Origin of the sequence: Streptomyces sp. NPDC003247 (assembly GCF_042888135.1) — a bacterium.
In the GTDB taxonomy this organism is placed as follows: Bacteria; Actinomycetota; Actinomycetes; order Streptomycetales; family Streptomycetaceae; genus Streptomyces.
This window is the reverse complement of record NZ_JBIAPF010000011.1, coordinates 289,154-313,746: the sequence shown is the minus strand read 5'-3', so window position 1 is coordinate 313,746 and position 24,593 is coordinate 289,154. Positions and strand designations below refer to the sequence as shown.

Here is a 24,593-nt window from a genome sequence, read left to right as displayed (position 1 = left end):
AAGTGCGCCTGTGGTGGCTGACACCACCGCCTGACACCAACAGCCCCGGACAGCACCGGTCAGCACCGGTCAGCACCGAACCCCAACGAACGATCAGCCGAGGACTACGGCCGGTTGACCCACGTCACTGAGGCGGGGCCGCAGGGCCGTACGATGCCGGCTACCTCCCCCGGTTCGAGATGACGTTCCACCCGGCCGAGGAGCCCATCACCGAGCCCGTCGCCAAGCTGGGCGGTGCCCCCGTATGGCTGGACGAGCCCTTCTGGCCGGTGCGCCCCAGCACGGGGGAGCCACTGGACTTCATCGGGCAGTTCCCCGTCCCCGGGGAGCCCGGCGAGGAGCGGCGCATGGCGTACCTCTTCCTGTCTTACGACGACTACGAGACCGGCGGCATGGGCGCTGAAGAGGGCGAAGCCGTCCTGCTCATCCAGCCGGGCGGCCGATCCCGGGTTTTGCCACCGTTCGCGGCCGATCGGACGGGACCGGGCGGGGACCAGCCCGCCGACCAGCCGCCCATGAACGCAGGTAAACGCCCCTGCACCCTGCACCCTGCACTGCAACCCGCCACCACAGTTGGAAAGCGTGCGGCGTCGAGCTCAGCGGCGGGCACGGTGCAGACGCGTTGTCAGAGGCTGGTGGGATCGTGCCCGCATGGACACGCTGTTTGATCTCCCCGAACCCGAGACACCAGAAGAAGCCGTCATCGCTCGCTACCGTCTGAGTGATGACCAGTACGGCTCGCGTGCCGAGCGTGAGGCCGTCTTCGACGCTGAGCGCACGATGGCGGCCGCTGTCCAAGAGGCGGGAGTCGGCGAGGTGGACGGGAACGAGTTCGGCGGAGGCGAAGCCGTGCTGTACGCCTACGGGGCCGATGCGGAAGCTCTCTTCAAGGTGATGGAGCCAGCCCTTCGCAGTCTGCCGTTCAGGCCGGCCCACGTCGTGATGCGGCAGGGGAGTCGGGAGACGGAGTTCCGAGTGGATCTGTGACGCGGTGCAGCAACGAAGTACAGCAACCCCAGCCACCGCCAGCACGCAACACCGGCCGCCGCACGCTCCCTCCGGCGCCGGGTCCCGAGCGGCCGGCGCCCGACGGCACCGGGAGCAGGCCGGCCGGCGGACTCATCGGAGGCGCCGACTCCACCGCCGGCTCCCGCCCGGCCGCCCGCCGCCCCGACGGCACCGGCCCCGGAGGCCGCCCGGCCGCCCCCGACGCCGACCGCTTCCCCTCCCGCACCGCCATCGGCGACTGGGTGGACGGGCCGAGCGTGCGGATCACCGCCGGACTCCTGACCCTGAAGCTGCACGACCGGGGCCAGGAGGCGACCAGCGGCGTCCGCATGGCGGCCGACGCCGCCAGGATCTCCTGCACCGCGAGCTGAGCCCGACGCGGAACGGCCGGGCCGGGCGGCCCCTCCCCGCCCGGCCCGGCACCCGGACCGGCTCCAGCGGGCGCCACTGCGTCGGCTCAGTTATCGCGCACCTCCGACGCCCCGCTCGAACCCGTCTGGAATTCGCGTTCGGGTCCACGCACGTTGTTCAGGACGTCCTTGCCCTGGCGGTCCACCAGTCGCGTGACGCTCTCCTGCAATATGCCGAAGATGATGGCCCACGCGATGATCTGAGGCCCGCTGTCCAGGTTCGAAAGGCCTGGGATGAATCCGCCGTGTATCAGGACGAGACCCATCAGGGCGGCCAAGGCTCCCACCGGGATCCGGAGGAGCACCAGCAGCAAGGGGACCGAATACGGAGTGGAGGTTCCCTGGATTCCCTTCAGGGACACCGCCGCCGCGAAAGCCGCCGCGGCCGAACCGAACGCCATCACGATCAGCATGTCCTGGCCGGTTTCCGTGGTGCCGATCGGGCACACTTGCGGCTTGACCGGATCCGGGGTGAAGCAGATGTTCGACGCGATCGACGACGGGGACAAGAAGCCCCATAAAATGAACATCCCGGCGATCACCGCCGTGGCGACCACGGACGCCATCAGGATGTTCCGGAAACTCCGGGCCCTCGCCCGCTCCTGCTCCTCCGCCGTCTGAGCGGCCAGCAGCGTCGTGACGGCGAGTTCACGCATTTCCTTGCTGAGCCGGTGACCGTTGGCCTGGAGCAGCTCTTCCAGTTTGACACGCCGAGGATCTTCGTCGCCGAGATGCTGCCGGGCGTTCGCCAGCACGAACGGCCCCAATTCACCCAGCTCGTTCTCGGGTGTGAGGCGAAGAATCTTCGCTTCCGCCCGGTGAATGTTGGCCAATGCCCGATCGATGTCCGACCCGGAGATCATGGACCAAGGGTTCTTTTTGCGATCGGCCGCCTGCCGTGCCGCGTTGAGGTGAGTCTCGATCTTGTTCGCGATCTCTTCCTCGTGCGGCTCGAACCCGTGCGGTTTGAGCGACTTGATGCGGTTGAGCTGACACTGGAGTTCCGCCACGTGCGCAACGGTGCGCTGCCACCACGACGACCTGGTGTATCCGGCCACGTCCTTGTCGGCATCCAGAAACGTATTCCTGGTGGACGGCATGGCTTCCGCCTCCCCTCGACGCGGCGCTGACGGGCCGTCCGGTCCGGACCTCCTGACGCGCGCGCTACGCGCCGTCGCCGGCCTCTCTGTGCATCCCCGCGCACAGTGCCCAGATGACGAAGACGTTGACGGCCACCAGCGTCAAGGCCCACAGGGGGTAGTACGGCACCCACAGGAAGTTGGCGAGCGCGCCCAGCCCCGCCACGAACACGCCGAAGAAGCGCGCCCACAGCGCTCCGCTGAGCACGGCGCACCCCGCGAGGACGACGACGATGCCCAGGATCAGGTGGACCCAGCCCCAGCCCGTCAGGCTGAACTCGAACACGTAGTGGCGCACGGCGACGAACAGGTCGTCCTGGGCGATGGCCGCGATCCCCTCGAAGACCGCCATCACCCCACCGAAGATCATCAATGCCGCGGCGAAGACGGTGGTACCGGACGTGGGCCCATGCCACGGGCGCGGGTCGGCGTCGGCCCATCTGGGTCGGGTGGCGTCAGTGGACACGTCGGGCTCCCTGGGGGTGGCAGGGCCGTCCGGTCGGCAGAGCGTCCCGGACCGGATCGAACTCTCGTCCCAGCGTGGCACGACGGCACTCCGTCGGCACTCCGAAGCCGCGCCGCGCCCGACGCCACGGCCGGAGCGTTCCGAAGCCGCGCCGCGCCCGACGCCACGGCCGGAGCGCCGCGCTCAGGGACACCTCGGTCAACGACACAGCGGTCAACGGCACAGCGGTCGACTCGGCACCCGCACCGGAAAGCCGGCTCTCTCCTCGGCGGTGAACGGCTGGTCGCCGATCAGGTCGCACAGTTCGCGCCGCCACTGCGCGGGGTCGAGGCGCAGGGGTCCGCCGCCGTTGTTCGCGTCCTGGTAGATCACGTTCTTGCCGTCCGGGGTCATGTCCCGGAAGACGTACGAGCCGTCCGACAGGATGCCGTCGGAGGGCGCGCGCCCGAAGTCGTACGACTCGCGGGAGACGCTGCTGCCGACCTCGTAGATGCGTACGGAGCTGTTCGCGGCCACGGCGAAGCCGCCCTCCCCGTCGATGAATCCGGCCACGTACGGCGTCGCGGAGTCCTCGGAGACGCTGCGCAGCGGGCCCAGTTCCTTGTGCAGCGGGTCGCGTCGCCACAGTTCCACGATGCCACCGCTGCGCAGGACGGCGAAGTAGCGTCCGCTGGGGTCGAACTGCGTGGCGACGGCGTCCTCGGGCACCTTCACGGTCGTCGTCGTGCGTCCCGTCCCGAGGTCGACGACACGGACCGTGCGGTCGCCCCAGAGGAGCACGGCCACCTGGTTGTCCCCGGGGTAGAGGGCGACGTGCGTCGACGCCGGGGTCTCCGCGCCGGGGCTCTTGGCGATGAGCGTCTTGATGTCGAACTGGGCGAGTTCCTCGCCCGTGCGCGCGTCCCACTGCTGCACCGTCGTCCCGGAGACGGTCACGAGGTGTCCGTTCCGGTCGAAGAAGTAGTGGAAGTCGGAGGTGGACGGCGGTTTGGGGACGGTGATCCGGGCCGTCCTCGCCAGTGTGGACACCTTCCGGACGGAGAGGGTGTTCTCCGTGTCCCAGTCGGCCAGGAGGGTCCGGTCCGGGTTGAGCACGAGCTGGTAGCCCTCGGGGTACCAGTACGGTCGCGGGCGGCTCGCCTCGGCCATCGGCGGGTCGACCGCGGTGGCCTTCACGGAGTGGACCTGGAGGCTCGCGCCGTCGTCCACGAGGCTGATCATCTCGCCGCCGTCCGCGCTGAGCTTCTGTTCGCTCACGTGGAAGAAGTTGCGCTCGTCGGGCAGTTCGACGAAGTTGATCAGCGAGTCGCCGTGTCCGGCGACGTACAGTGAGCCGCCGCTGGACACGAGGTCCCACGCGGTCGCCGTGACCTCGCCGAGCTGGGTGGCCTGGCTGATCAGCTCGCCCTGGGAGAGGTCCACCAGCGACAGGGTGTCCCCGTCGGCCGTGGCGATGCGACGCCCGGTCGGGTCGACGCCCTCGGTCTCGCAGCTGCTGTAGTCCTCCCCGTCGTAGCGACGCCCCTGCTGGGCGCCGTCGGAGATCCGCCGCAGGGTGTACGACGCGGCGGAGTCGCCTCTGTGGCAGACGACGACGGACGACCGGTCGCCCGAGACCAGGACCTCGTCGGCGTCGCGCACGACGGTCCGGGTCCTGCCGGTGGCCAGGTCGACCTCGGCCAGGCCGACGCGGTAGTCGTCCCCGTCGTAGGCGGAGGTCTCCACCAGCAGGCTCCGGCCGCCCGGGCCGATCCACAGTTTGCCGCTCGTGTCCGCCGGCGCGGGAACCGTGCCGCCGACGGTGCCGCGGTCCAGGTCCCACCAGACCAGGCCGTCCTCCGTGCGGGCGGCGACGATCCGTCCGTCCGTGGACATCGCGAACCCGTTCCTGTTCTCGAAGGTGTAGACGAGCAGGTCCTCCACCGCGGGCAGTTCGTGCACCGTGCCGATGAGCCGGTCGGCGTCCGGGTGCACCTCGAACCAGCCGGCCGTCTCGTCGTCGCAGATGAACGCGGCACGGCTGCCGTCGGGCGACACCATGACCTTGATCACCGCCTTGCGGGAGAACTGTTCGCTGCGCACGGTGCCGGTGAGGGAGCGCGTGAAGAGCGTCGCGCGGCCCAGCGTCGACCGGGCGAAGACGACGTCGCCGTCCCGGCTGGTCTGGAACTGCTCGACCGTCCCCAGCAGGCCGGAGAGCACACGGGTGGAGCCCGAGAAGGCCAGGTACTGCCGCAGCAGCTGGCTGCGCGCCTCCTGCGTGGGCGCGGTCTCGTACGCCGCGAGCGCCAGCTTCACCGACAGCACCGGGTCGAAGTCCGCCTGGTCCTGCGAGAACTGGGTCAGGGAACGGGAGTCGGCGAGCGCCCGGCGTTCCTCGCTCTCCTGTCGCGTGTACGCGAACAGCGTGCCGAGCAGCAACGCGAGCACGGCGAGGATGCCGAAGCCGGACCGGAGCGCCCGGCGCCTGCGGGTGCGGGTGCGGTGATGTGCGCGGCCGAGGTCCAGGTACTCGTGCTCGGCGGCGGTGAGTTCGGCTCCCCGGTCGTCCAGCCAGGGCCGGGCGGTCGCCAGGGCGGCGGCGGTGGGCAGCAGTTCGGGTGAGCGTCCGCCGTCGTCCCAGCGGCGCCGGTCGTGGTGCAGGGACTCCCGCCAGACCAGGAAGGAACGGTCCTCCGCGGCCCAGCCCGCCAGTTTGTCCCAGCTGGAGATGAGGGCCTCGTGGGCCAGTTCGACGGTCTCGGTGCCGTCGGCGTCGCGGCCGGTGACCAGCAGGCGGGTGGTGGCGAGCCGTTGCGCGACGCGCCATTCCGCTGCGTCCAGTTCGGTGCGCGTGACGACCCGCCGGGTGACACCGGCCGATTCCAGGGGGACGCGGATGAGCTGGGTGAACAGCCGGCGCGCCGCCTCCTCGTCGGACTCCGGGACACGGGTGGCCCAGACCTTGACGAGGTGGTCGTGCAGGGCGCCGGCGACGCCTCCGATCTTCTCGTACGCCGCGTGGGTGAGCCGTCCGTGGGTCTGCTGCTGCTCCCGCCAGAGCTGGTCGAGGGCGAAGCCGAGCAGGGGCAGCGCACCGGGTTCGGCTCCGGTGTCCTCGAGGATGCGGTCGACCAGGTGGGGCTCGTAGTGCACGCCGGGGACGGCGTCCACCGGCAGGGTGACGATGTCACGGAGCTGGTCGGTGTGCATCGGGCCGAGGGCGTACGCCCGCCGCCCGTCGAACGCGTGCCCGAGGCGCGGGTGGGCGAGGACTGCGCCCAGGAAGTCGGCCCGCAGGGTGGTCAGGACGCGGACCGTGTCCGGCAGGGTCTCGTCGAACAGCACCCCGGCCAGATCGTCGACGGCCGCCGCGTCGCGCGCGAGCAGTTCCTCGAACTGGTCGATCACGACCAGCAGCCGCCGGCTCCCCTGCCGCTTCAGCAGCCGCGGGACGGCGTCGGCCAGGCCGTGCTCCCTGGCCAGGACCCGGGTGAGCGTGGGGACGCGGTCGAGCCGGTCCGTCTCGGACAGGCCGGGCTCCAGCAGCGACAGCAGCTCCAGGGCCAGGCCGGCCGTCGGGGTGCTGCCCGCCGAGGGCCGCAGCACGATCACCGAGGTGCCGTCCGGCCGCAGCCTCGGTACGACCCCGGCCCGGGCCAGGGAGGACTTGCCCGAGCCGGAGGGGCCCACGATCGCGGTCCAGCGCTCGGCGGCGACCATCCGGGCGACCGCGTCGGACTCCGCCACACGGCCGTGGAAGACCGCGGCGTCGGCCTCCTCGAACGCCGACAGCCGCCGGAACGGTGACGGCGGCAGCACCAGGGGCCGCAGTGCGGGCCAGGCGTCCAGCAGACCGGCCGCCGGGATCAGATAGCTCGCCGGGGGCTCGCCCTCCTCGGCCAGCGCCATCATGCCGACGACGCCCTTGAGTTCCTCGTCCCACACCGGGCTGCCGCTGAAGCCGCCGGACACCCGGTAGCCGCCCTCCGCCAGATCGGCCTGGATCCAGCCGTCGGCCTGCCGCGCGCGGAGCAGGGCCGAGTGCCACACACCGCCGGGGCGCCCCACGGGAAAACCGAACACCCGTGCGGGGTGCTGCCACACATCCGGTTCGTCCACCAGGCGGACGGGCCGGCTGCCCGGCACCACGGCGCTCAGACGCAGCACGGCCACGTCTCCGGCGCCGGACGGCTGCGGGGGAACCCGGTGCTCGACCCTCGCCGTGACGTGCGGCGCGCCGGCCGCGGCACTGTCCGGCGTGCTTCCGGCCGGGGACCGGAGCAGGGGGAGCGCCACCTCGATCCGGGCGTGGTCGGCGGGCTCGGTCCCCGGGGCCGTACCGAGCGCGGCGTCGACGACATGCGCGCAGGTCAGGGCCAGCTCGTCGGTGACCAGGAAGCCGAGCCCCACCGGCTCGCCCCGCCGGTCCCGGATCTGGAGCACGGCCGCGTCCAGGGCGTGGAGGCCCGCGTCGGCGGGGGCGGAAGCGTGGCCGGGAGCCGCAGGCGCCGGAGAAGCGACCGCCTCGGGCTCCGAAGAAGCAACGGCCTCGGGCCCCGGAGGCTCGACAGCCTCAGGCCCCGGAGGCTCGACAGCCTCGGGCCCCGGAGACTCGGCACCTTCAGGCCCCGGAGAAGGAGCCGCCTCAGGTCCCGGAGGCTCGACAGCCTCAGGCCCCGGAGAAGGAGCTGCCTCGGGCCCCTGGGAATCAGCCGCCGAGGCGCCGGAACCGGAGGGGTCGGGCGTCGCCCGGCCCGGCTCGGTCGCCGTCACGGCGTGGGCTCGTCTCTCGTCGCGGCGCCCGCGGGTTCAACGGCGGGCTTGTGCCAGACGAGCGCGACCTTGAAGTTGGCCTGCGCCGAGGTGCTCGAGATCACCACATCGGCTTCGGCCGACAGGGCCAGCCCGAACTCGACGCTGATCTCGTCGGGCGCGCGGGCCATGTCCCGGAAGCCGTCGACGAAGTTCTGGGCGACCGGTCTGACCGCGGCCACCATCTCGCCCAACGAGCGAGTGGCCCGCGCGACGACCTGCCCCGGTCTGGCGACCCTGACCAAACCGTCACCGTTCGCCTCGATCTGGACCTTCACCACCTCCGACGCCCCGTCCGCCCCGCTGACCGGCACTTCCACGAGATAGGCCACCGCTTCCCCCCTTCGTTCACGCCCGCACACTGTCGGTGCGCTGTCCCACACTGTCCATCCTGTACCTCAACTGCGCACGCGTCAGCGGGTGTTCACCAATGCCGTGTGGCGATCCCGTGGAGGTGCGGCGACCACCGGGGTTCACCAGGTCGCCGGAGCGAACACTGAAGATCACGTTGTCCGAGGTGGTGCGGGTCGTGCGATGCCGTGCCGCGGCGGAGTCGGTGATCCGGAGCGGCGGTGAGACCGGCCAGGGCCCCGGCCCGGCACCCCTACGGCGCTCCGGGCCCGTCGGACGTCACGGACCGGAGCCAGCGCGTGAAGGCGGCGAAGTCGGCGTCCGTGAGGCCTTCGGCCGGGTCGACGCGGCGCAGCAGTGACCGGCCCTCGTGCCGGCCGGAGACCCAGAGGCGATCCACCGGGCCGATCTCGTCGTCGGCCCAGATGAACGGGCGGGCGCCGGCCCACTCGACGATGCGGGAGGTCTTCCAGTGCAGGCCGCGCGGACCCGCGTCGGTGGGCGTCTCCGGCCACCTGACGACGGGCAGGGGCGGCAGGCCGATGCGCGGGGCGACGGCCTCGTTCGCGTCGTCCATCCAGGTCGTGGCCCACACCAGGTCGCACCCCAGCGCCAGCAGGCGTGGACCGACGGCGGGGTCGAGGCGCTCCAGCAGGGGGTTCTGCGGGCCGGGGGACGCCGTGGGAGGGGCGGCAGCGGCGGGGGTCCCGCGCGGCCGACCGGACGGCGTGCCGAACGGGATGAGCGGCCCGTCGACGTCGAGGAAGAAAAGGGGGCGCTCCGCGCCGGCCGAGCAGGTCACCACGCGCCGCACCCCGGCCGGGTCCCGGGCCCCGTCCAGGTCCCGCACCTCGGCCGCGTCCCGCCCGTCGTCGCTCACGTCAGTCCGCTCCTTCCGCCTCGGTGGTCGGCAGCCTAGGGCGGCGGGGTGTCGGCCGTGGGGCGGTCGAGGTGGTCGAGGGTCACGGCCCGGGCGATCAGGCCCGCGAGCAGGCGGGTGCGGGGGATCATCCGCGTGGTGTCGACGTGCTCGGTGTCCGCGTGGGCGCCTCCGCCGACGGCGCCCAGGCCGTCCAGGGTGAGGCAGCCCGCCGCGGCGGTGTCGTTGCCGTCGGAGGCGCCGCCGACCGCGCTGTTCCCCGGGGGTTCCTGGCCGAGGTCCTCGGCCACGCGGCGGGCGAGGGCGAAGAGGGCGGCGGAGGAGTGCGGTGACAGGGGCGGCCGTCCGGCGCCGCCGCGGATCTCCAGGCGTGCTCCGGGCGTACGGGGGGCGAGGGCCCGTACGAGCTCGTCGACGCGGTGCTGCGCCGCCTCCGTCGGTACGCGGACGTCCACCGACACCCGCGCCAGGGCGGGCACCGTGTTGCGGGAGCTGCCGGCCGACAGCAGGGTCGGGGTGACCGTCGCCGCACCCAGTACGGGGTGGGTGGCGGCCGCGCCCACCGCCGACCCCAGCTCGGTCAGGGCCAGCACCTGGTGGGCGGCCTCGACGGCGGCGTTCACGCCCTTGTCGGGTTCCTGGCCGGCGTGCGCGGCCCTGCCGTGGACCACCACCTCGTACCGCGAGGTGCCCTTGCGTGCCGTCTTGAGGGTGCCCTCGGCGTCGGCCGCCGCCTCCAGCACGAAGGCGGCGGCGCAGCGCCGCGCGGTCTCCTCGACGAGGTGCCGGGAGGTCGGGGAACCGACCTCCTCGTCCCCGTTGACCAGGACGCACACCCCCTCCGGGGAGGGCAGCGAGGCCAGGGCGTGGAACATCTGCACCAGGCCCGCCTTCATGTCCAGGACCCCGGGTCCGCGGGCGATCCCGTCGGTCACCGACCAGGGGCGGGAGCGGAGCGAGCCGAGGGGCCACACCGTGTCGTGGTGACCGATCAGCAGCACGCGCGGGGTGCCGAAGGTCCACCGCAGGTGGGTGACCCCGTCGACGACGAGCGTCTCCGGTTCGGCGCCCAGGAGTCTCGCGCCGAGGGCACCGACCACCTCGGCGCTGCGCGCCACCGCCGTGTGGTCGGCCGAGAAGGATTCGCAACGGACCAGTTCCTCCAGGTCCGCGAGCATCGTCGGCAACAGCATGAGGTCCTCGTCTCCCTTCCCCGCCCCTGACGTCCGGGGGTGCCGGGTCCCGTGGCCCGAGGGAGGCGGCGCCCGCTCCCCCGCGCCGGGCGCCACCGCCCCGCTTCCGACGCTAGGCCCTGTCGTCGAACTCCCGCCTGCCTGGCGACCGGGTCGAGACGGCCGGGGGGAGGCTGCTGCCCGGGCCGAGCGGAGAGGGAGAGCCCGCGACCATGTGCCCGGCCTCACCCGACCTCACCCGACCTCCCCCGACCGCCCTTCACTCCCGCACACGCGTGTGCGGGACCGGCACACGCGCCCGGTTACGCTTCCCGTATGGGCAGAGCCGCAGGTGAGCAGATGGGCGTCGTGACCGCGCTGGTGCGGTCGACGTTCCTGGTGAACGCCGTGTACGCCGAGTCGAGTCGGGCGTTCGGCATCACCCCCCAGCAGGGCCAGCTGCTGTGCGTCCTCATGCCTCAGCCGTACGGCATGAGCGACCTCGGGGAGTTGCTGGGACTCGCCAAGTCCAGTCTGACCGGGCTGGTGGACCGGACCGTGCAGCGCGGTCTGGTGCGGCGCGAGGGCGACCCGCGGGACGGGCGGGCGGTGCGCGTCGGGCTCACGGAGGAAGGGGCCCGGCTGGCCCAGGAGTTCTACGACGCGACGCGCCGGCGGATCGCCGCCCTGCCGGAGGGACTCACCGGCACCGAACGCGAACGGCTCGCCGCGCTGCTCTCCCGCGTCGTCCTCGACAACAAGGTCCCCGAGGTGTTCACCGACCCCACGGACCCCACCAGCCCCGAGGTCACCCCTTCGGGCTCGTAGGGCTCGTAGGACCCGTAGGGCTCGTACGTGCCGCAGGTTCCGTAGGGGCCGTAGGGGCCGTAGGGGCCGTAGGGGCCGTAGGGGCCGTAGGGCTCGGATCGCCCGTGTGGTCCGGGACGTGCGGTCGGCCGTTGTCGCGGCCATCGCGGCCACCACCGCCATCGCGACCACCACGGCCACCACGGCCCGCGAACGCCAGTGTCACCGTCACCGTGATCGAGGCGAGCGCCATCAGGCTCATCGCCGTCGCCGGTGAGGTGAGTTGGGCCGCCCCGCCCGCCAGGGCCGCGGCGATCCCTTGCAGGGTGAGCATGCCGGCGGAGTGCAGGCCCAGGGCATGGCCGCCGAGCGCGGGCGGGGTGAGGGCCATCAGGCGCTCCTGCTGCACCAGGCCCGCGCCGAAGCCGACGGAGGCGAGGGCGGCGCAGGCCGCCGCGAGCGGCGGGGCCGGGCGCAGGGCGAAGAAGGCGTACGGCGTGGCCAGGAGCAGCAGCAGGGGGGTCGCCAGGCGGGCGCGTACGGCGGGCGGGAGCAGACGGCCGACGGTGAGGTCGCCGGCCAGCATGCCCAGCGCCGCGCACGCGAACAGGGTGCCCGCGGCGCCGGGGGCGTACGGCACGAAGAGGGCCTCGCAGCCGACGACCAGGCCGTTGGGGAGCCACAGGCCCAGGTAGAGCAGGCGGCGCGGGCGGGAGGACCACAGGAGGGCGTTGGTGCGCCGGGTCGCCGCGACCGAGGGGCGGCCGGCGGCCCGGGGCGGACGGACGGTCAGGCCCAGGCGGGCGGTGGCGCCGGCGGTCACGTACAGGAGGGCGGCCAGGAGGAGGACCCGGTGCGGGGAGAGGGCGGTGAGCAGGGCGCCGCCGGTGGCGTAGCCGGCGATCTGCGTGAGGCCGCTCATCATGTTGAACACCGCCCGGCCGGGCAGGTAGCCGTCCGCGGGCAGGATCTCGTTCAGCAGGCCCCAGCGGACACCGCCGCCGAGGGCCGCGACCAGGCCCTGGGCGAGGACCACGGCGAAGACGGCGACGACCGGGAGGCCGGGGACGGCCAGTACGGCCGTGGCGGCGGCGAAGGCGACGGAGAGACCGGCGAGGGCGGCCCTCGGGGGCAGCCGGTCGGCACCCGAGAGGAAGAGGGTCGCGCCGAGGACCTGGGCGAGGGAGGGGCCGAACATGCTGACCGCCGCGAGGAGCGGGGAGTCCGTCGCCCGGTAGACCAGCGTGGCGAGGGCGAGGCCCGCGGCCGTCTGGGCGGCGGTGTGCGCGGCGGAGGAGAGGAGGAGAGGCCTGAACTCCGGTGTCGTGAAGAGCTGTCGGTAGCTGGTCATACGCGGAGTCTCGGGCGGGGACCCGGCCGGTCGTTATTGTTTCGCGGGCGCGCGAAAGGTCAGGGCGAAAGGTCCCGGCGAGGGGTCGGACCGAAGGGCCGGGGCACGGGGTCCGGGCGAGAGACCGGGGCGAGGCGCGGGTCGTACGGGCAGGAGGGGGCCGGTTCATGGGCTGGTGGCAGGTGAACGCCGACACGCTGGCGGGCAGCCGGTTCGTGGTCTCCGCGTTCGCCGAGACCTTCGCGGCTGTGAAGCTGCTGCACACGGGGGTGGCCGCGCATCCCGGGGAGGACGCGTGGCTGCGGGCGCATCTGCCGGGGTACCGGGAGCGGCTGGCCGCCGATCCCGTGACCGCGTCCCTGATCCGGGCCGGACTCGGACGGAACTGGATCGCGGACTTCCTCACCCCCACGCCGCGCGACGGCGAGCGGTTCGACGAGGCCGTCACCCGGGTGCGCGCGGCGCGCCCCGCCGACGTGCGGGCGCACCTGCGGGTCTCCCTCGCCGGGGAGCTGCCGCCGGCCCTGGACCGGGACGACCTGGCCGAGCGGGCGGCCCGGCTCCTGGAGTACGTCTGGGACGCCGCCGTACGGCCTTCCTGGGAACGGCGGCGCCGGGTGCTGGAGGCCGATGTGGCCGCGCGGACCGCGCGGGTCGGCCGGGGCGGGTGGGCGGCGGTGCTGGACTCGTTGCGGCCGGGGACGCGGTGGCTCGGGGAGAACCGGTTCCAGGTCAACCCGCACGCGTATCCGCCGAGGGAGGTCTCGGGGGCCGAGCTGCTCTTCGTGCCGGTGACCCCGCGGACGGGGTGGGTGTCGTGGGAGGACGGGAGGGAGCGGTACGCCGTCGTCTACCCCTGTACGGGCGTCCTCGCCGAGGACCACCGGGAGCGGGCCGTGCCCGCCGCCCTGAGCGCCCTTCTCGGGCCGGCCAGGGCGGGTGTCCTGACCCTCCTCGGCGAGGGCCCGCTGAGCACGACCCAGCTGGTCGCCCTGACCGGGCAGGGGCTCGGCTCGGTGGGACGGCACCTGCGGGTCCTGCTGGACGCGGGCCTGGTGGAACGGCGGCGGGCGGGCCGCTCGGTGCTGTACTCGCGGACGGCGGCGGGCGAGGCGCTGGCGGGGGCTCGCCGAAGAACCCCGTGAGCCCCCGGTCCCGGCCCCGTCACCTGCCGTCCGGCCACCCCGGCTCACCACGCCCGTCCGGCCACCCCGGCTCGCCACTCCCGTCCGGCTGCCCCGGCTCGCCACTCCCGTCCGGCTGCTCCCGGCCCGCCACTCCCGTCCGGCTGCTCCCGGCCCGCCGTCCCCGGCCGTCCGGACTCCGGGGCTAGCATCCGGGCATGACTACGAACACCGGTACTTCCCCCCTGGACGTCGAGATCGGTGCGCTCACGGGCGGTTCCGCCGGGCTCGCGCAGTACGCGGGCCGGGCCGTCCTGATCGTGAACGTCGCGTCCAAGTGCGGCCTGACCCCGCAGTACACGGGCCTGGAGCGGCTCCAGGAGCGGTACGCGGACCGCGGCTTCACCGTGCTCGGGGTGCCCTGCAACCAGTTCCTCGGGCAGGAGCCGGGGACCGCGGAGGAGATCGCGGAGTTCTGCTCGGCCACGTACGGCGTGACCTTCCCGCTGACCGAGAAGGTCGAGGTGAACGGGGAGGGCCGGCACGCGCTGTACGAGCGCCTCGTCGGTTTCGCGGACGCGGCGGGCCACGCGGGTGACATCCGCTGGAACTTCGAGAAGTTCCTCATCGGGCGGGACGGCAGGGTCGTCGCCCGGTTCTCGCCGCAGACGGAGCCGGAGTCCGCGGAGGTCGTCGCCGCCGTCGAGGGCCAGCTGGGCTGAGCGCGGTGCGCACGCCGCTGTCGACGAGGGCAGCGGCGAGCTGGAACAGCCGGGCCCCCTCGGCAAGGACGGCGAGCTCGTCGAGAGGGCTCCGGTGGTGTGGGAAGGATCCCCGCCCTACGCCTTGACCGAGGCGACGAAGAGGTTCCACGCGTCGGCGGGGAAGTCCAGCACGGGCCCGTCCTGGACCTTGGAGTCCCGTACGGCCATGGCCGCGACGACCGGCGACTTGACCTCGACGCACGCGCCGTTGCCGGTCGAGTAGGAGGACTTGGTCCAGGTGTCCGTGCTGCCCTGACGAATTGCCATTTTCGCTCCGCTTTGCCAGTGAGATGAGTTGCTGTCGCCGTACGCGGGGCACGACTGCGGGCCCACGGCACGGTTTGCGCCAACGGTGGTGTCCGGTGGCGTGATCGACGCTACTGGCTGACATCGACTTCCGAAGCGACTATTCACTCGACCGGTTGGCATATTCCAGGTGGGTCTTCCATACCGGCCGGGTGACGTGTATCGTGCGGCACTTTTCCGACGAGAACGTCCTAACGGGCGTAGTCCTTCGCGATGTCGGCGATGAACTGGCGGGACTGGTCCACGTTCAGGGCCTGGGCCCGCAGGTGCTCGTACATCACGCTGTACTTCTGCACGTCGTTCGGCTTCTCCAGGTAGAGGTCGCTGGTGACGCCCTCGATGTAGACGACGCTGGAGTCGGACGCGTCGGGGAACTCCAGGATGGCGTACTGACCGTTCAGCCCCGGGTGCGCGCCCATCTCGAAGGGGATCACCTGGACGGTGACGTGCGGCAGCTGGGACTGCTCGACGAGGTACTCCAACTGGTCGCGCATGAGGGAGCGGTTGCCGACGACGCGGCGCAGCGCGGCCTCGTCCATCACCGTCCACAGGCGCAGCGGGTTCTCCTCGGCGCTGATTCGTTCCTGCCGCCGCATCCGCACCTGCACCCGCTTCTCGATCTCCGTGGGCGCGGTCTCCGGCAACGCCCCCGAGATCAGCGTCTCGGCGTACTGGCGGGTCTGCAACAGGCCGGGCACGACCTGCGGGTCGTACACGCGCAGGCTCGCCGCGTCCGTCTCCAGGCCGATGTAGACGCTGTAGGGGACATCCCCGAAGGCGTGCCACCAGCCCTGCTGGCGCGAGTCCTTGGCCATCTGCATCAGCGAATCGACGATCCGCTGGTCCTCGACCTCGTAGACCCCGCACAGGTCGCGGACGTCGCGCTGGCTGATGCTGCGGCGGCCGTTCTCCAGGCGGCTGATCTTCGACTGGGACACGAGCAGGCGGTCGGCGACCTGTTCGGCCGTCATGCCCTTGTCCTCGCGGAGCTTGCGCAGCTCCTGGCCCAGCCGGCGCCGCCGGACGGTGGGATTGACATTGGACGCCACGGGACGTGCACCTCCGGCTGCATGCCTGTCATTGACACTTTGCGTATCTGCTGTTGAGCAGACTGCCACCAAGGTGCTCACTACCGCTGGAAAACGGTGGATATGCGGCCGGTACACGTCACTTGGGCGTTTCCACCGTCCCGCTCCCACCGCTTCCCGCCCCGCCCTCACCGCTTCCCGCCCCGCCACTCCCCGCCCTCACTTCCGCCGGACATGCGTCCGCGCGGGGCGGTGGCGCCGGGTGTCCCGGAGGACGTACGGCTTCACCGCCCCGCGCGGCCGCGCGGCTCCCGAACGGGTTCTGCGGGTCTTGCGGGGGCGCAGGGGACCGGCGCCTGCGCACCGGGTCCCTTACGGGTCGTACGGGTCGTACGGGCCGTACGGGTACGGCGTGGGACGGCGGCTCAGTGGGCCACGACGCGCGCCATGGGGCCTCGGCCCGGCTGCGCCGGAACGCCACGAGCGGGTTCCGGAGCGGACCTGGCTCCCGGTCCGGCCTGGCGGCCGGGCGCCTGGGCCGGGTTACGGCGTGGCTGGGCCCCGGCACCGTTCTGAACGTCCATCACGGCGTGTGCCACGAGGCCGCCCATGGGGTCGTGCCGGATCAGGTCCCGCAACCGGGACCGGGACGACCGCCCCTCGTTGCCCGGGTACAGGTGCTTGCCGAGGCCCACCGCGTGCGCCAGCGCGGCGAGCGCCGCGGTCCGCGGGTCCGGCGGCACGCCGGTGCGGATCGCGGAGTCCAGCCGGGTCCTGATCTCCCGGCTGATCGCCGTGTCCGTCGCCTGGTAGCGAGTCGTCGGCAGCACTCCGCACATCTGGCCCGCGACGGCATGCACCATGCCGCACCGCTCCAGATGCGAGAGGTAGGTCTGGCGTAGCCCGAGACGCGGCCCGCCGATCCAGTGGACGGCCCGCACCGGTGCGCCGCGCCTTCGCAGCAACTCCAACGCGCAGTCCAGTGTTGGATCTCCAGTCGGCCGTGGGGACACCACGGCGATACGATCCCCGTCTGGGGCTATCCGTCCGGCCAGCGCCAGCTCCACTAGCTGTGCTCCGGCCAGACCAAGGTCGAGCGACTGCGGCTGTGCAGTGGTACCCGTGGTCGGGTCCAGTGCCAGCAACAGAAGCTCCTCCGGAAGTGTTCTGCGGCTCCTGCCCATCCATGCCTCCCCGCGTGGATGAATGACAGGGTGACCCCTCTCACATTCATCTGTCGAGGGTGCGTGACCTGTTCGTAGTGGAACCAGTAGGTATGTCGTTCTCGTCTACCGCTGGAGCCAAGCCCTCGACACAGGACACTGGTACATGGTTCGGACAGCCCGTGAGGCGGTGTCCCGGGCGGGCGGTTCATGGTTCGACAGGCGCGCGGTGGCGTGCGGCACATGGAGGAGGCATCGGTGGCGGGCGAGTCCCCCGACAGGTCGAAGCAGCGTGAGTCGTCGGAGGAACCGACGTCGGGGAGCGCGGGAACGGTTCCCGAGGCCCGGGATCCGCGGATCCCGGTGACGCGGGAGAACGAGGCGTCGGCTTCGGCGCCGGGCCCGTCCCGGGGCGGAGTGGACACGGCGACCCGGGTGTTCGCCGTGCGCGACCTGAAGACCGAGGGCGACGGCGAGGACACGGCGGAGGACTCCACCGACGGCGCCGACCCCGCCGAGGGCGCGTCGGCGGACACCGAGGACACGGCGGACACCGAGGGCCGGGAGAAGCCCGAGGGCACCGGGAAGGCCTCCACGGGCCCCGAGGCCGCCGAGACGGCCGGGGAGGCGCGCGAGGGGGCGCGTGGGGCGGACGCAGCCGCCTCCGGCGGCTCCGGCGCCCCCGAAGGCGGCGACGCGCGCCTGAAGGCCGCCGTGGCCCAGTGGGTGACCTCGGCGGACGACAAGGGCGAGAAGGGCGGCGCCGGCACCGGAGAGGCCGACGGGTCCGCCGACACCGGCACGACCGACGACACCGGCGACACCGGCGACACCGACGACACCAACAAGACCGGCAAGTCCGGTAAGTCCGGCGATGTTACCGACGCCGACACGGACGCCGGTGCCGACGCCGGACCGGAGCCCGAGGCCAAGTCCGCGCCGAAGGCCGCCCCCAAGTGGGCCACGGGCTCCGACGGGAACGCCGAGACCGAGTCCGAATCCGAGACCGAGTCCGGCTCCAAGTCCGAGTCCGGATCCAAGGCCGACGCCAAGGCCAAGGCCGACGAACCGAAGTCGGGCGGGCCGAAGCCCGCCGCGGCCGGCGCCCCCGGGTCCGAGGGCACCGAGCCCGCCGCGGCCGACACGTCCGACGAGGACCCCGCCTCCCCCGTCGACCAGCCCACCGCCGTCTTCAAGGCCGTACGGCCCCCCGCGCCCGCCGTCGACCAGCCGACCACCATGCTGAAGCTGGGCGGCGCCGCGAAGGCCGACGCGAAGCCGGACTCCAAGACGGACGCGAAGCCGGACTCCAAGACCGAGGCGAAGACCGACGCGAAGGCGGACGCGAAGCCCGGCGCCGACGCGAAGCCCGGCGCCGGCCGGCAGGGCCCGAAGGGCGAGCCCGAGGCCGAAGCCGAGGCCGAGCGGACCAGCAAGTTCGTCGCGCTCAAGCCGCTCGACGACCCGTCCACCCGCAAGCCGAAGCCGGCGGAGCCCACCACGCCCGCCACGCCCGGAAAGGCCCCCGGAAAGGCACCGGGCAAGGCCCCCGGAACCGCTCCCGCCGAGGCCACCGCCGTCGTCCCGCAGATCGGCCCCGAGCTGACCACCCAGCAGCCGCTGCCGCCGAAGCCGCCGCTGGACCTGCTGGCCGAGCTGACGAACACCCCGCCGCCCCCGCCGACTCCGCTGCGGACGTTCGCCCGCCGGGTCAAGATCTGGACGCCGCTGGTCATCCTGCTGATCATCGTCTTTGCGATCGCGCAGGCGGTGCGGCCGCTGCCGGCGACCGCGCTGACGCTCACCGCGAAGGACTCGTACACGTTCGAGGGCGGCGAGCTGTCGCTGCCGTGGCCGGACGAGGGCCAGGGCTGGATGGACGTCGACGGCATCGGCACGATGGACGGCTTCGGCGACCAGGACCCGGTCGCCATCGGCTCCGTCGCCAAGGCCATGACGGCGTACGTCGTCCTCAAGGACCACGCGCTGAAGTCGGGCGAGGAGGGGCCGAGCGTCCCGGTCGACGCCACCGCCGAGAAGGAGGGCGGCTACGACGCGGACGGCGAGTCCACCCTCAACACCGTCAAGGAGGGCGACAAGCTGACCCTGCGCCAGGCGCTCTCCGCGATCATGATCCCGTCGGCGAACAACATCGCGCGGCTGCTGGCCCGCTGGGACGCGGGCACCGAGGCGGAGTTCATCGAGAAGATGAACGCCACCGCCCAGGAGCTCGGGATGAAGAACACGACGTACACCGACGCCTCCGGGCTGAAGGAGACCACCGTCTCCACCGCCGAGGACCAGGTGAAGCTGGGCAACGAGCTGGTGAAGATCCCCGCGCTGATGGAGATCACCAGGCTGCCGGAGTGGACCGACCCGTCCGGTCAGAAGTGGCGCAACTACAACACGCTCGTCCCCTACAACGGCGCCATCGGCATCAAGACCGGCTCCACCACCAAGGCCGGCGGCAACCTGCTGTTCGCGGCCACCAAGGAGGTCGGCGGGGAAACGGTCACCCTGGTCGGCGCGGTCCTCGGCCAGCACAAGCCGTCGATCATCGACACGGTCAACGCGGTCAGCAAGACCGCGCTGCTCGCCGCGCAGGACGCGCTGATCTCGTCGAAGATCCTCACGAAGGGCGACGTCGTCGGGTACGTGGACGACAAGCTGGGCCACCACACCCCGGTCGTGGTCACGAAGGACGTCACGGCGGTCGGCTGGGCCGGGCTGACGACGAAGCTGTCGTTCGCCGCCGGGGAGGTGCCGCACACCGCGAAGGCGGGCACCCAGGTGGGCACGCTCACCGTGGGCGACGGCTCCGGCGGCGCGGTCGAGGTACCGGTCGCCCTCCAGACGGACCTGGTCGAGCCCGGCTTCACGGACAAGTTGACCCGCGTCGGCTGACCCGCCGGCCGCGCACGGCCCCTCTCGCACCCCTACCGCACCCCGCCAGGGCCTCCGCCCGGCGGGGTGCGTGCTAGCGTCACGAAACGGACAGGTCGGCGGTCGCGGCGACGCGGCCGTGAAACGGGCGCGAACGGGACGCGGCCGAGAAGAGAAGACGGGACACGGGGAGTTGCCTTCAGGTGGCCACTGCGGAGCCGACACGCGCCGACGACACCGATCCGGGCCCGGACACCGGCCCGCGGCTGCACCTGCCCGCACCTCAGGCCGGTGACCACGACCGCGACACCGACGACCGTCACACCGACGACCGCGGTCCCGGTGACGGCGCCCCCGGCGCCCCCGGCGACCGCGACCGGGGTGACCGCACCCCCGGCGACAGCCACGGCGCCGGCGGCCCCGGTGACGGCGACGGCGCCCCCGGTGACCGCCGCACCGGCGAGCGGGAGCCCGCCGCCGGCGCGTCCCGCGTGAGGGTGCTCCTCGGCCGGGTCGCCGCATGGCTGCGGCGGCACCTCGTGTTCTCCGTGACGGTCCTGTCCGGCGTCCTGCACGTCGTCTGGTTCTTCGCGTTCGCGAACAGCGGTGGGGATCTGGCGGCGCAGGACGCGTGGGCCGAGTTCGTCGGCCGCCACCCCGACTCCGCGTACAACCTCGCCTGGTACGGCGGGATGCACCCGGTGTCGTACAGCGTGGTGTCGCCGTATCTGATGTCCGTCCTCGGCGTCCGGACGACGATGATGATCGCCGGGACGCTCTCGGCGGGGCTGCTGACGCTGATCCTGCTGCGCTGCCGGCCGGTGCGGAACCCCCTGTGGCCGGCGCTGGCGGGGGTCTTCGCCCTGCTGTGCAACGCGGTCTCGGGGCGGGTGACGTTCGGGCTCGGCAACATGTTCGCGCTGGCGGCGGTCGCCGTCGTGTTCTGCTGGCCGTACCGCTGGCGCTACAAGCGGTGGGCGAAGGCGCTGTGCGCGGCGCCGCTGGCCGCGCTCGCCACCATGGGGTCGCCGGTGGCGGGCCTGTTCGTGGGTCTGGTGGCGGCCGCGCTGTTCCTCCAGAAGCGGCGGCCGGGCGCGTGGGCGCTGGGCCTCGCGCCGAGCGCGGTCGTCGCGGTCTCCGCCTGGCTGTTCCCCTTCTCCGGCACCCAGCCGATGTCGTTCGGCTCGGCGTCCCTGCCGCTGCTGTTCTCGGTGGTCGTCTTCGCGGTCGTGCCGCGCGACTGGAAGACGGTGCGGATCACGGCGGCGGTGTACGGGCTCGCGGTGCTGCTGGTGTGGGTCATCAGCTCGCAGATCGGGTCGAACATCACGCGTCTGTCGATGCTGTTCGCGGGCGTGGTGCTGATGGCGGCGCTGCCGTTCGCGGTGCCGCGCAGCCGCAAGTGGTACGTGATCGTCCTGTCGTCGGTGCTCTTCGTCGGCTGGATCGGCTACAAGTCGGTGGACGACATCGTCCGCACGACGCCGGCCGCGTCCTGGGCGCGTGAGCTGGCGCCGCTGGTCAACGAGTTGCAGGAGGTCGGCGCGGAGAAGGGCCGGGTGGAGGTGGTCCCGGCCCGCTCGCACCGCGAGGCCTCCGCGCTGGCGCCGTACGTCAACCTGGCGCGCGGCTGGAACCGGCAGGCGGACATGGAGCGCAACCCGCTCTTCTACGACGACACCCTCAACTCGGCGAACTACCACGAGTGGCTCCAGCGGTGGGCCGTGCACTTCGTGGTCGTCCCCAAGGACGAGCCGGACGGGGACGGCGGGCAGCGGGAGCGGGAGCTGGTGCAGCGGGGGCTGCCGTATCTGAAGCAGATCTGGGGCGACGCCAACTGGCAGCTGTTCCGGGTCACCGATCCGGCCCCGCTCGCCGAGCCGAACGCCGTGGTGGACCGGGCGGCGCAGGGCGAGATGACGATCGAGGTGCGCAAGGCGGGGCGGGTCCTGATCCGGATCCCGTACTCCCCCTGGCTGAGCCTGGTCGACGCGGAGGGCAAGGGCCTGGAGCCGCCGCAGGAGACGGAGGCGTCCGAGAACCGGGCCGAGGGCGAGCCGAAGACGTACGAGAACCTGAACGGCTGCCTGTTCGAGACGGAGGAGGACGCGGACGGCGACCGGTGGACCATGCTGGTCGCCCCGTCGGCGGGGACCTACCGGCTGGCGGCGCCGTATCAGCTGCGTCGGGGGACCCCGTGCCCCGACGAGCTGAAGTGACCGGGGCTCCCCCGGGCTGACCGCTCGTTTTCGGCCAATTCCCGCACACCTCACAGCTGTTCAGATCCGTGAACCCAGGTCACCACGGAGAACTATTTTACCCGCTCTTGACCTTCCGCTCGCTTGCCGCGGCCATGTCACCGAACCGAGAGTTCACATGCCTGACCCTGGCGTGCGAACCCTGGAAGGGGGCACATGAACGGTCTCGACTGGGCCGTGCTCATCGGCTACTTCGGTGTGATGGTCGCCATCGGAGTCTGGTCTCACAAACGGGTCGACAACGTCAGCGACTTCTTCACCGCGGGCGGCAAGATGCCCTGGTGGCTGTCCGGCATCTCGCACCACATGTCGGGCTACAGCGCGGTGATGTTCACCGGCTACGCCGGCATCGCCTACACCTACGGCGTCACGTCCTTCGTCACCTGGTCCTTCCCCATCGCCCTCGGCATCGCCATCGGCTCCAAGCTGTTCGCGCCCCGCATCAACCGGCTCCGCTCCCGTCTCCACGTCGCCTCCCCGCTGGAGTACCTGAAGAACCGGTACGACCTGAAGACCCAGCAGGCACTGGCCTGGTCGGGGATGCTGCTGAAGATCGTGGACGTGGGCGCCAAGTGGGCCGCCATCGCCACCCTGCTGTCCGTGTTCACCGGTATCTCACTGAACCAGGGCATCCTCATCACCGGCGGCATCACGGCGGTCTACTGCACGATCGGCGGGCTGTGGGCGGACGCGCTGACCGAGCTGGGACAGTTCGTCATCCAGCTCCTCGCCGGTGTCGCGATGTTCATCGCGGTCGTGCTGGAGCTCGGCGACCGGAACATCGGGTTCCTCGGCGCGTGGGACGAACCGGCGTTGCAGGGCCACGACAAGCCACTGGTCGGACCGTACGGCACGGTGTTCCTGCTGGCGTTCCTCTTCATCAAGCTCTTCGAGTACAACGGCGGCATGCTCAACCAGGCCCAGCGCTACATGGCCACCGCCACCCCGCAGGAGGCCGCGCGCTCGGCCCGGCTGTCGGCGGTGCTGTGGCTCGTGTGGCCGGTGGTCCTGTTCTACCCGATGTGGATGTCGCCGCTGCTCGTCGAGTCGCAGAAGCCGGACGGCTCCGACTCCTACGGCCTGATGACCGAACAGCTCCTGCCGCACGGTCTGCTGGGGCTCGTCATCGTCGGGTTCTTCTCCCACACGATGGCCATGTGCTCCTCCGACGCGAACGCCATCGCCGCCGTCTTCACCCGCGACTGCGCACCGGTGATCTCGGCGCGGGCCCGCGCCTGGAACCAGCGCTCCGGCCTGATCGCGGCCCGGATCGCGACGGTCGTCTTCCTCGCCCTGTCGATGGCGGCCGCCACCCAGGTCAACTCGCCCACCTTCAAGGACATCATCACCGTCGTGATCAAGTGGGTGGCCGGGCTGATGGGACCGATGGCGATCCCGATGATGCTCGGCCTGCTGCGCCCGTTCCGCCGCTCCGGCCCGACGGCCGCCCTGACCAGCTGGTCGATGGGACTGCTCGCCTTCTGGCTGGTCAACTACCCGATCAACTGGAACGTCGAGGGCGGGGTGCCGCTCCAGTACCAGGTGTCCGTGCCGCTCGCGGTGTCGCTGGTGCTGTACGTCCTGATCGGCTTCCTGAAGCCGGAGGACACCCCGGAACGGCTGGCGATCATCGACCGGATCAACTCGGACGGGGACGGCCCCGGCGCGGCGGGGTCGGCGGTCCCGCTCCCCGCGGAGCCCGTGCAGGACGTCGTACGGGCCCCGGCCGAGGACCGGTGAGAGGCGCGCGCCCTCTCAGGTCGCCCACGCGAGCGCACCGGTCATGGCGCTGTGCAGGAGGGTCAGGACACGCAGCGGATGGTTCCTGGCCGTCGCGGTGTTCACGACCAGGACGTGGTGGAGGACGACGCGCCCCGACGCGCCCGTCGGCCTGAGGGGCGTCACCCAGAAGGTGAGGTCGCCCACCGCGACGGGTGACCCGTCGGCCGTCACCCGTCCCTGAGGACCCACGTACGTCTCACGGAAGGCCGCCGCGACGCTCTGTGCGGCGCGGCGGTTCTGCTTCGTGTCCGTCACGAGCTTGTACAGGCTGACGGCGGGGATGTACAGGTGCGGGTCGCGCAGGCCACGGTGCACGAACCAGTCCGACGGCTCGGCCATGACGCCGGTGCGGGCCGGCGGGGTCACCCGGGTCAGCCTGGTCGGACTCGGCGCCGTCCCGGTGAGCGTGCCCCCGGGGCCGGTGAGCCAGAACGCCTGGTTCTCCCCGTTGTGGAGGAAGTACCGCGTGCGCTCGGGCTGGTTGCCGTCGATGAGGGTGTTCGTCGCCTCGATGAAGTGGACCGGTCCCCGCACCTCGTCGCTCAGGCCGAGCGGCGTCACCGCGAACCGGAGGCCGGCCTCCTCCGTGAGGGCCCTCTCGGCGGGGACCTGTCCGTGGTCGTCGAGGATCGCCTGATGGAACAGCAGTCGCGCGGCCTCGGTCGCCTTGCTGTCGCTGAGCCAGCTCTCGACGGTCCGCTGGACCAACGCCGTCGCGAGCGCTCCGCCCACGACCTTGGCAATGCTGAACCAGACCATGCGACTCCCCCCGTGGAATCGAAAGTGTGGACTCCCGCCCGAGAGCGGAGACTACGGCGGCTCCCGGCCGCACCGGCAGGGCGTTGCGGGGCGCGAACGACGGCGCGCGGTATCGCCGGGCGCACTTGCGACCGGGACGCGCGCCCCC

Annotated in this window: 20 protein-coding genes; 9 read left to right on the top strand and 11 right to left on the bottom strand. The window is 72.2% G+C overall.

All coding sequences use genetic code 11. The features are described 5' to 3' along the window. Positions 1-347 precede the first annotated feature (347 nt). From ACFYWQ_RS33060 to ACFYWQ_RS33050, 3 genes are read left to right on the top strand one after another with little or no spacing between them, the layout of a single operon-like run. Entirely contained in the window at positions 348-668 is a 321-nt protein-coding gene (locus tag ACFYWQ_RS33060) for a hypothetical protein (protein WP_389521587.1), read from the top strand. Next, positions 652-987, top strand: coding sequence for a hypothetical protein (locus ACFYWQ_RS33055; RefSeq protein WP_389521585.1), 336 nt, complete (start codon positions 652-654; stop codon positions 985-987). Before ACFYWQ_RS33060 ends, ACFYWQ_RS33055 begins: the two co-directional genes overlap by 17 nt. Beyond that, on the top strand, positions 984-1,379 hold the full coding sequence (locus ACFYWQ_RS33050) for a hypothetical protein (protein ID WP_389521583.1): 396 nt from the start codon (positions 984-986) through the stop codon (positions 1,377-1,379). Before ACFYWQ_RS33055 ends, ACFYWQ_RS33050 begins: the two co-directional genes overlap by 4 nt. Positions 1,380-1,465: 86 nt before the next feature. On the opposite strand, the gene ACFYWQ_RS33045 is transcribed toward ACFYWQ_RS33050, so the two are convergent. From ACFYWQ_RS33045 to ACFYWQ_RS33020, 6 genes are all read right to left on the bottom strand, one after another. Continuing rightward, entirely contained in the window at positions 1,466-2,518 is a 1,053-nt protein-coding gene (locus ACFYWQ_RS33045; protein WP_389521581.1) for a hypothetical protein, read from the bottom strand. Positions 2,519-2,582: 64 nt separating this feature from the next. Next, positions 2,583-2,927, bottom strand: a complete 345-nt coding sequence (locus ACFYWQ_RS33040; protein WP_389521630.1) for a hypothetical protein — start codon at positions 2,925-2,927, stop codon at positions 2,583-2,585. A gap of 309 nt (positions 2,928-3,236) precedes the next feature. Beyond that, a complete protein-coding gene (locus ACFYWQ_RS33035) occupies positions 3,237-7,448 on the bottom strand; it encodes a trypsin-like peptidase domain-containing protein (RefSeq protein ID WP_389521579.1) in 4,212 nt (1,403 codons plus the stop codon). A 326-nt stretch (positions 7,449-7,774) separates the two neighbouring features. After that, positions 7,775-8,149, bottom strand: a complete 375-nt coding sequence (locus tag ACFYWQ_RS33030; RefSeq protein ID WP_389521577.1) for a CU044_2847 family protein — start codon at positions 8,147-8,149, stop codon at positions 7,775-7,777. 272 nt (positions 8,150-8,421) lie between these two features. Next, a complete protein-coding gene (locus ACFYWQ_RS33025; protein ID WP_389521628.1) occupies positions 8,422-8,970 on the bottom strand; it encodes a hypothetical protein in 549 nt (182 codons plus the stop codon). Positions 8,971-9,083: 113 nt separating this feature from the next. Further along, the gene (locus ACFYWQ_RS33020) at positions 9,084-10,226 is read right to left on the bottom strand and encodes a M20/M25/M40 family metallo-hydrolase (RefSeq protein WP_389521626.1); all 1,143 of its coding nucleotides are present in this window, start codon (positions 10,224-10,226) and stop codon (positions 9,084-9,086) included. A gap of 354 nt (positions 10,227-10,580) precedes the next feature. Between ACFYWQ_RS33020 and ACFYWQ_RS33015 the strand changes: the two genes are divergently transcribed. Further along, the gene (locus ACFYWQ_RS33015) at positions 10,581-11,048 is read left to right on the top strand and encodes a MarR family winged helix-turn-helix transcriptional regulator (protein WP_389521625.1); all 468 of its coding nucleotides are present in this window, start codon (positions 10,581-10,583) and stop codon (positions 11,046-11,048) included. Here ACFYWQ_RS33015 and ACFYWQ_RS33010 read toward each other — a convergent pair. After that, a complete protein-coding gene (locus ACFYWQ_RS33010) occupies positions 11,029-12,378 on the bottom strand; it encodes an MFS transporter (protein WP_389521575.1) in 1,350 nt (449 codons plus the stop codon). The genes ACFYWQ_RS33015 and ACFYWQ_RS33010 overlap by 20 nt on opposite strands. A gap of 167 nt (positions 12,379-12,545) precedes the next feature. On the opposite strand from ACFYWQ_RS33010, the gene ACFYWQ_RS33005 reads away from it, so the two are divergent. Further along, a complete protein-coding gene (locus ACFYWQ_RS33005; protein WP_389521573.1) occupies positions 12,546-13,523 on the top strand; it encodes an ArsR/SmtB family transcription factor in 978 nt (325 codons plus the stop codon). A gap of 197 nt (positions 13,524-13,720) precedes the next feature. Further along, positions 13,721-14,224 (top strand): glutathione peroxidase, encoded by a 504-nt coding sequence (locus ACFYWQ_RS33000; RefSeq protein ID WP_389521571.1) that lies wholly within the window; start codon positions 13,721-13,723, stop codon positions 14,222-14,224. Positions 14,225-14,341: 117 nt separating this feature from the next. Here ACFYWQ_RS33000 and ACFYWQ_RS32995 read toward each other — a convergent pair whose 3' ends face one another. The 3 genes from ACFYWQ_RS32995 to ACFYWQ_RS32985 form a co-directional block, all read right to left on the bottom strand. Then, positions 14,342-14,533, bottom strand: a complete 192-nt coding sequence (locus tag ACFYWQ_RS32995) for a DUF397 domain-containing protein (RefSeq protein WP_389521569.1) — start codon at positions 14,531-14,533, stop codon at positions 14,342-14,344. A 230-nt stretch (positions 14,534-14,763) separates the two neighbouring features. Next, positions 14,764-15,621, bottom strand: a complete 858-nt coding sequence (locus ACFYWQ_RS32990; protein ID WP_389521567.1) for a helix-turn-helix domain-containing protein — start codon at positions 15,619-15,621, stop codon at positions 14,764-14,766. A gap of 404 nt (positions 15,622-16,025) precedes the next feature. Beyond that, a complete protein-coding gene (locus ACFYWQ_RS32985) occupies positions 16,026-16,784 on the bottom strand; it encodes a GPP34 family phosphoprotein (RefSeq protein ID WP_389521565.1) in 759 nt (252 codons plus the stop codon). Positions 16,785-17,006: 222 nt separating this feature from the next. Here ACFYWQ_RS32985 and ACFYWQ_RS32980 point away from each other — a divergent pair, with 222 nt between their 5' ends. From ACFYWQ_RS32980 to ACFYWQ_RS32970, 3 genes are all read left to right on the top strand, one after another. Continuing rightward, complete coding sequence (locus tag ACFYWQ_RS32980) at positions 17,007-19,667, top strand: D-alanyl-D-alanine carboxypeptidase (RefSeq protein WP_389521563.1); 2,661 nt, start codon at positions 17,007-17,009, stop codon at positions 19,665-19,667. A gap of 182 nt (positions 19,668-19,849) precedes the next feature. Then, on the top strand, positions 19,850-21,865 hold the full coding sequence (locus ACFYWQ_RS32975) for an MFS transporter (RefSeq protein ID WP_389521561.1): 2,016 nt from the start codon (positions 19,850-19,852) through the stop codon (positions 21,863-21,865). A gap of 195 nt (positions 21,866-22,060) precedes the next feature. Then, positions 22,061-23,644, top strand: a complete 1,584-nt coding sequence (locus ACFYWQ_RS32970; RefSeq protein WP_389521559.1) for a sodium:solute symporter family protein — start codon at positions 22,061-22,063, stop codon at positions 23,642-23,644. A 15-nt stretch (positions 23,645-23,659) separates the two neighbouring features. Here the strand turns inward: ACFYWQ_RS32970 and ACFYWQ_RS32965 are convergent, their stop codons facing one another. Further along, positions 23,660-24,445, bottom strand: a complete 786-nt coding sequence (locus ACFYWQ_RS32965) for a hypothetical protein (RefSeq protein WP_389521558.1) — start codon at positions 24,443-24,445, stop codon at positions 23,660-23,662. Positions 24,446-24,593 lie beyond the last annotated feature (148 nt).

What these genes read in the sequence shown, in the direction of transcription:
- ACFYWQ_RS33045 (WP_389521581.1), bottom strand. Translation starts at nt 2,518, where the DNA reads ATGCCGTCCACCAGGAATACGTTTCTGGATGCCGACAAGGACGTGGCC.
- ACFYWQ_RS33010 (WP_389521575.1), bottom strand. Translation starts at nt 12,378, where the DNA reads ATGACCAGCTACCGACAGCTCTTCACGACACCGGAGTTCAGGCCTCTC.
- ACFYWQ_RS32995 (WP_389521569.1), bottom strand. Translation starts at nt 14,533, where the DNA reads ATGGCAATTCGTCAGGGCAGCACGGACACCTGGACCAAGTCCTCCTAC.
- ACFYWQ_RS33040 (WP_389521630.1), bottom strand. Translation starts at nt 2,927, where the DNA reads ATGATCTTCGGTGGGGTGATGGCGGTCTTCGAGGGGATCGCGGCCATC.
- ACFYWQ_RS32970 (WP_389521559.1), top strand. Translation starts at nt 22,061, where the DNA reads ATGAACGGTCTCGACTGGGCCGTGCTCATCGGCTACTTCGGTGTGATG.
- ACFYWQ_RS33005 (WP_389521573.1), top strand. Translation starts at nt 12,546, where the DNA reads ATGGGCTGGTGGCAGGTGAACGCCGACACGCTGGCGGGCAGCCGGTTC.
- ACFYWQ_RS33000 (WP_389521571.1), top strand. Translation starts at nt 13,721, where the DNA reads ATGACTACGAACACCGGTACTTCCCCCCTGGACGTCGAGATCGGTGCG.
- ACFYWQ_RS32965 (WP_389521558.1), bottom strand. Translation starts at nt 24,445, where the DNA reads ATGGTCTGGTTCAGCATTGCCAAGGTCGTGGGCGGAGCGCTCGCGACG.
- ACFYWQ_RS33060 (WP_389521587.1), top strand. Translation starts at nt 348, where the DNA reads ATGGCGTACCTCTTCCTGTCTTACGACGACTACGAGACCGGCGGCATG.
- ACFYWQ_RS33015 (WP_389521625.1), top strand. Translation starts at nt 10,581, where the DNA reads ATGGGCGTCGTGACCGCGCTGGTGCGGTCGACGTTCCTGGTGAACGCC.
- ACFYWQ_RS32980 (WP_389521563.1), top strand. Translation starts at nt 17,007, where the DNA reads ATGGAGGAGGCATCGGTGGCGGGCGAGTCCCCCGACAGGTCGAAGCAG.
- ACFYWQ_RS33020 (WP_389521626.1), bottom strand. Translation starts at nt 10,226, where the DNA reads ATGCTCGCGGACCTGGAGGAACTGGTCCGTTGCGAATCCTTCTCGGCC.
- ACFYWQ_RS32985 (WP_389521565.1), bottom strand. Translation starts at nt 16,784, where the DNA reads ATGGGCAGGAGCCGCAGAACACTTCCGGAGGAGCTTCTGTTGCTGGCA.
- ACFYWQ_RS33055 (WP_389521585.1), top strand. Translation starts at nt 652, where the DNA reads ATGGACACGCTGTTTGATCTCCCCGAACCCGAGACACCAGAAGAAGCC.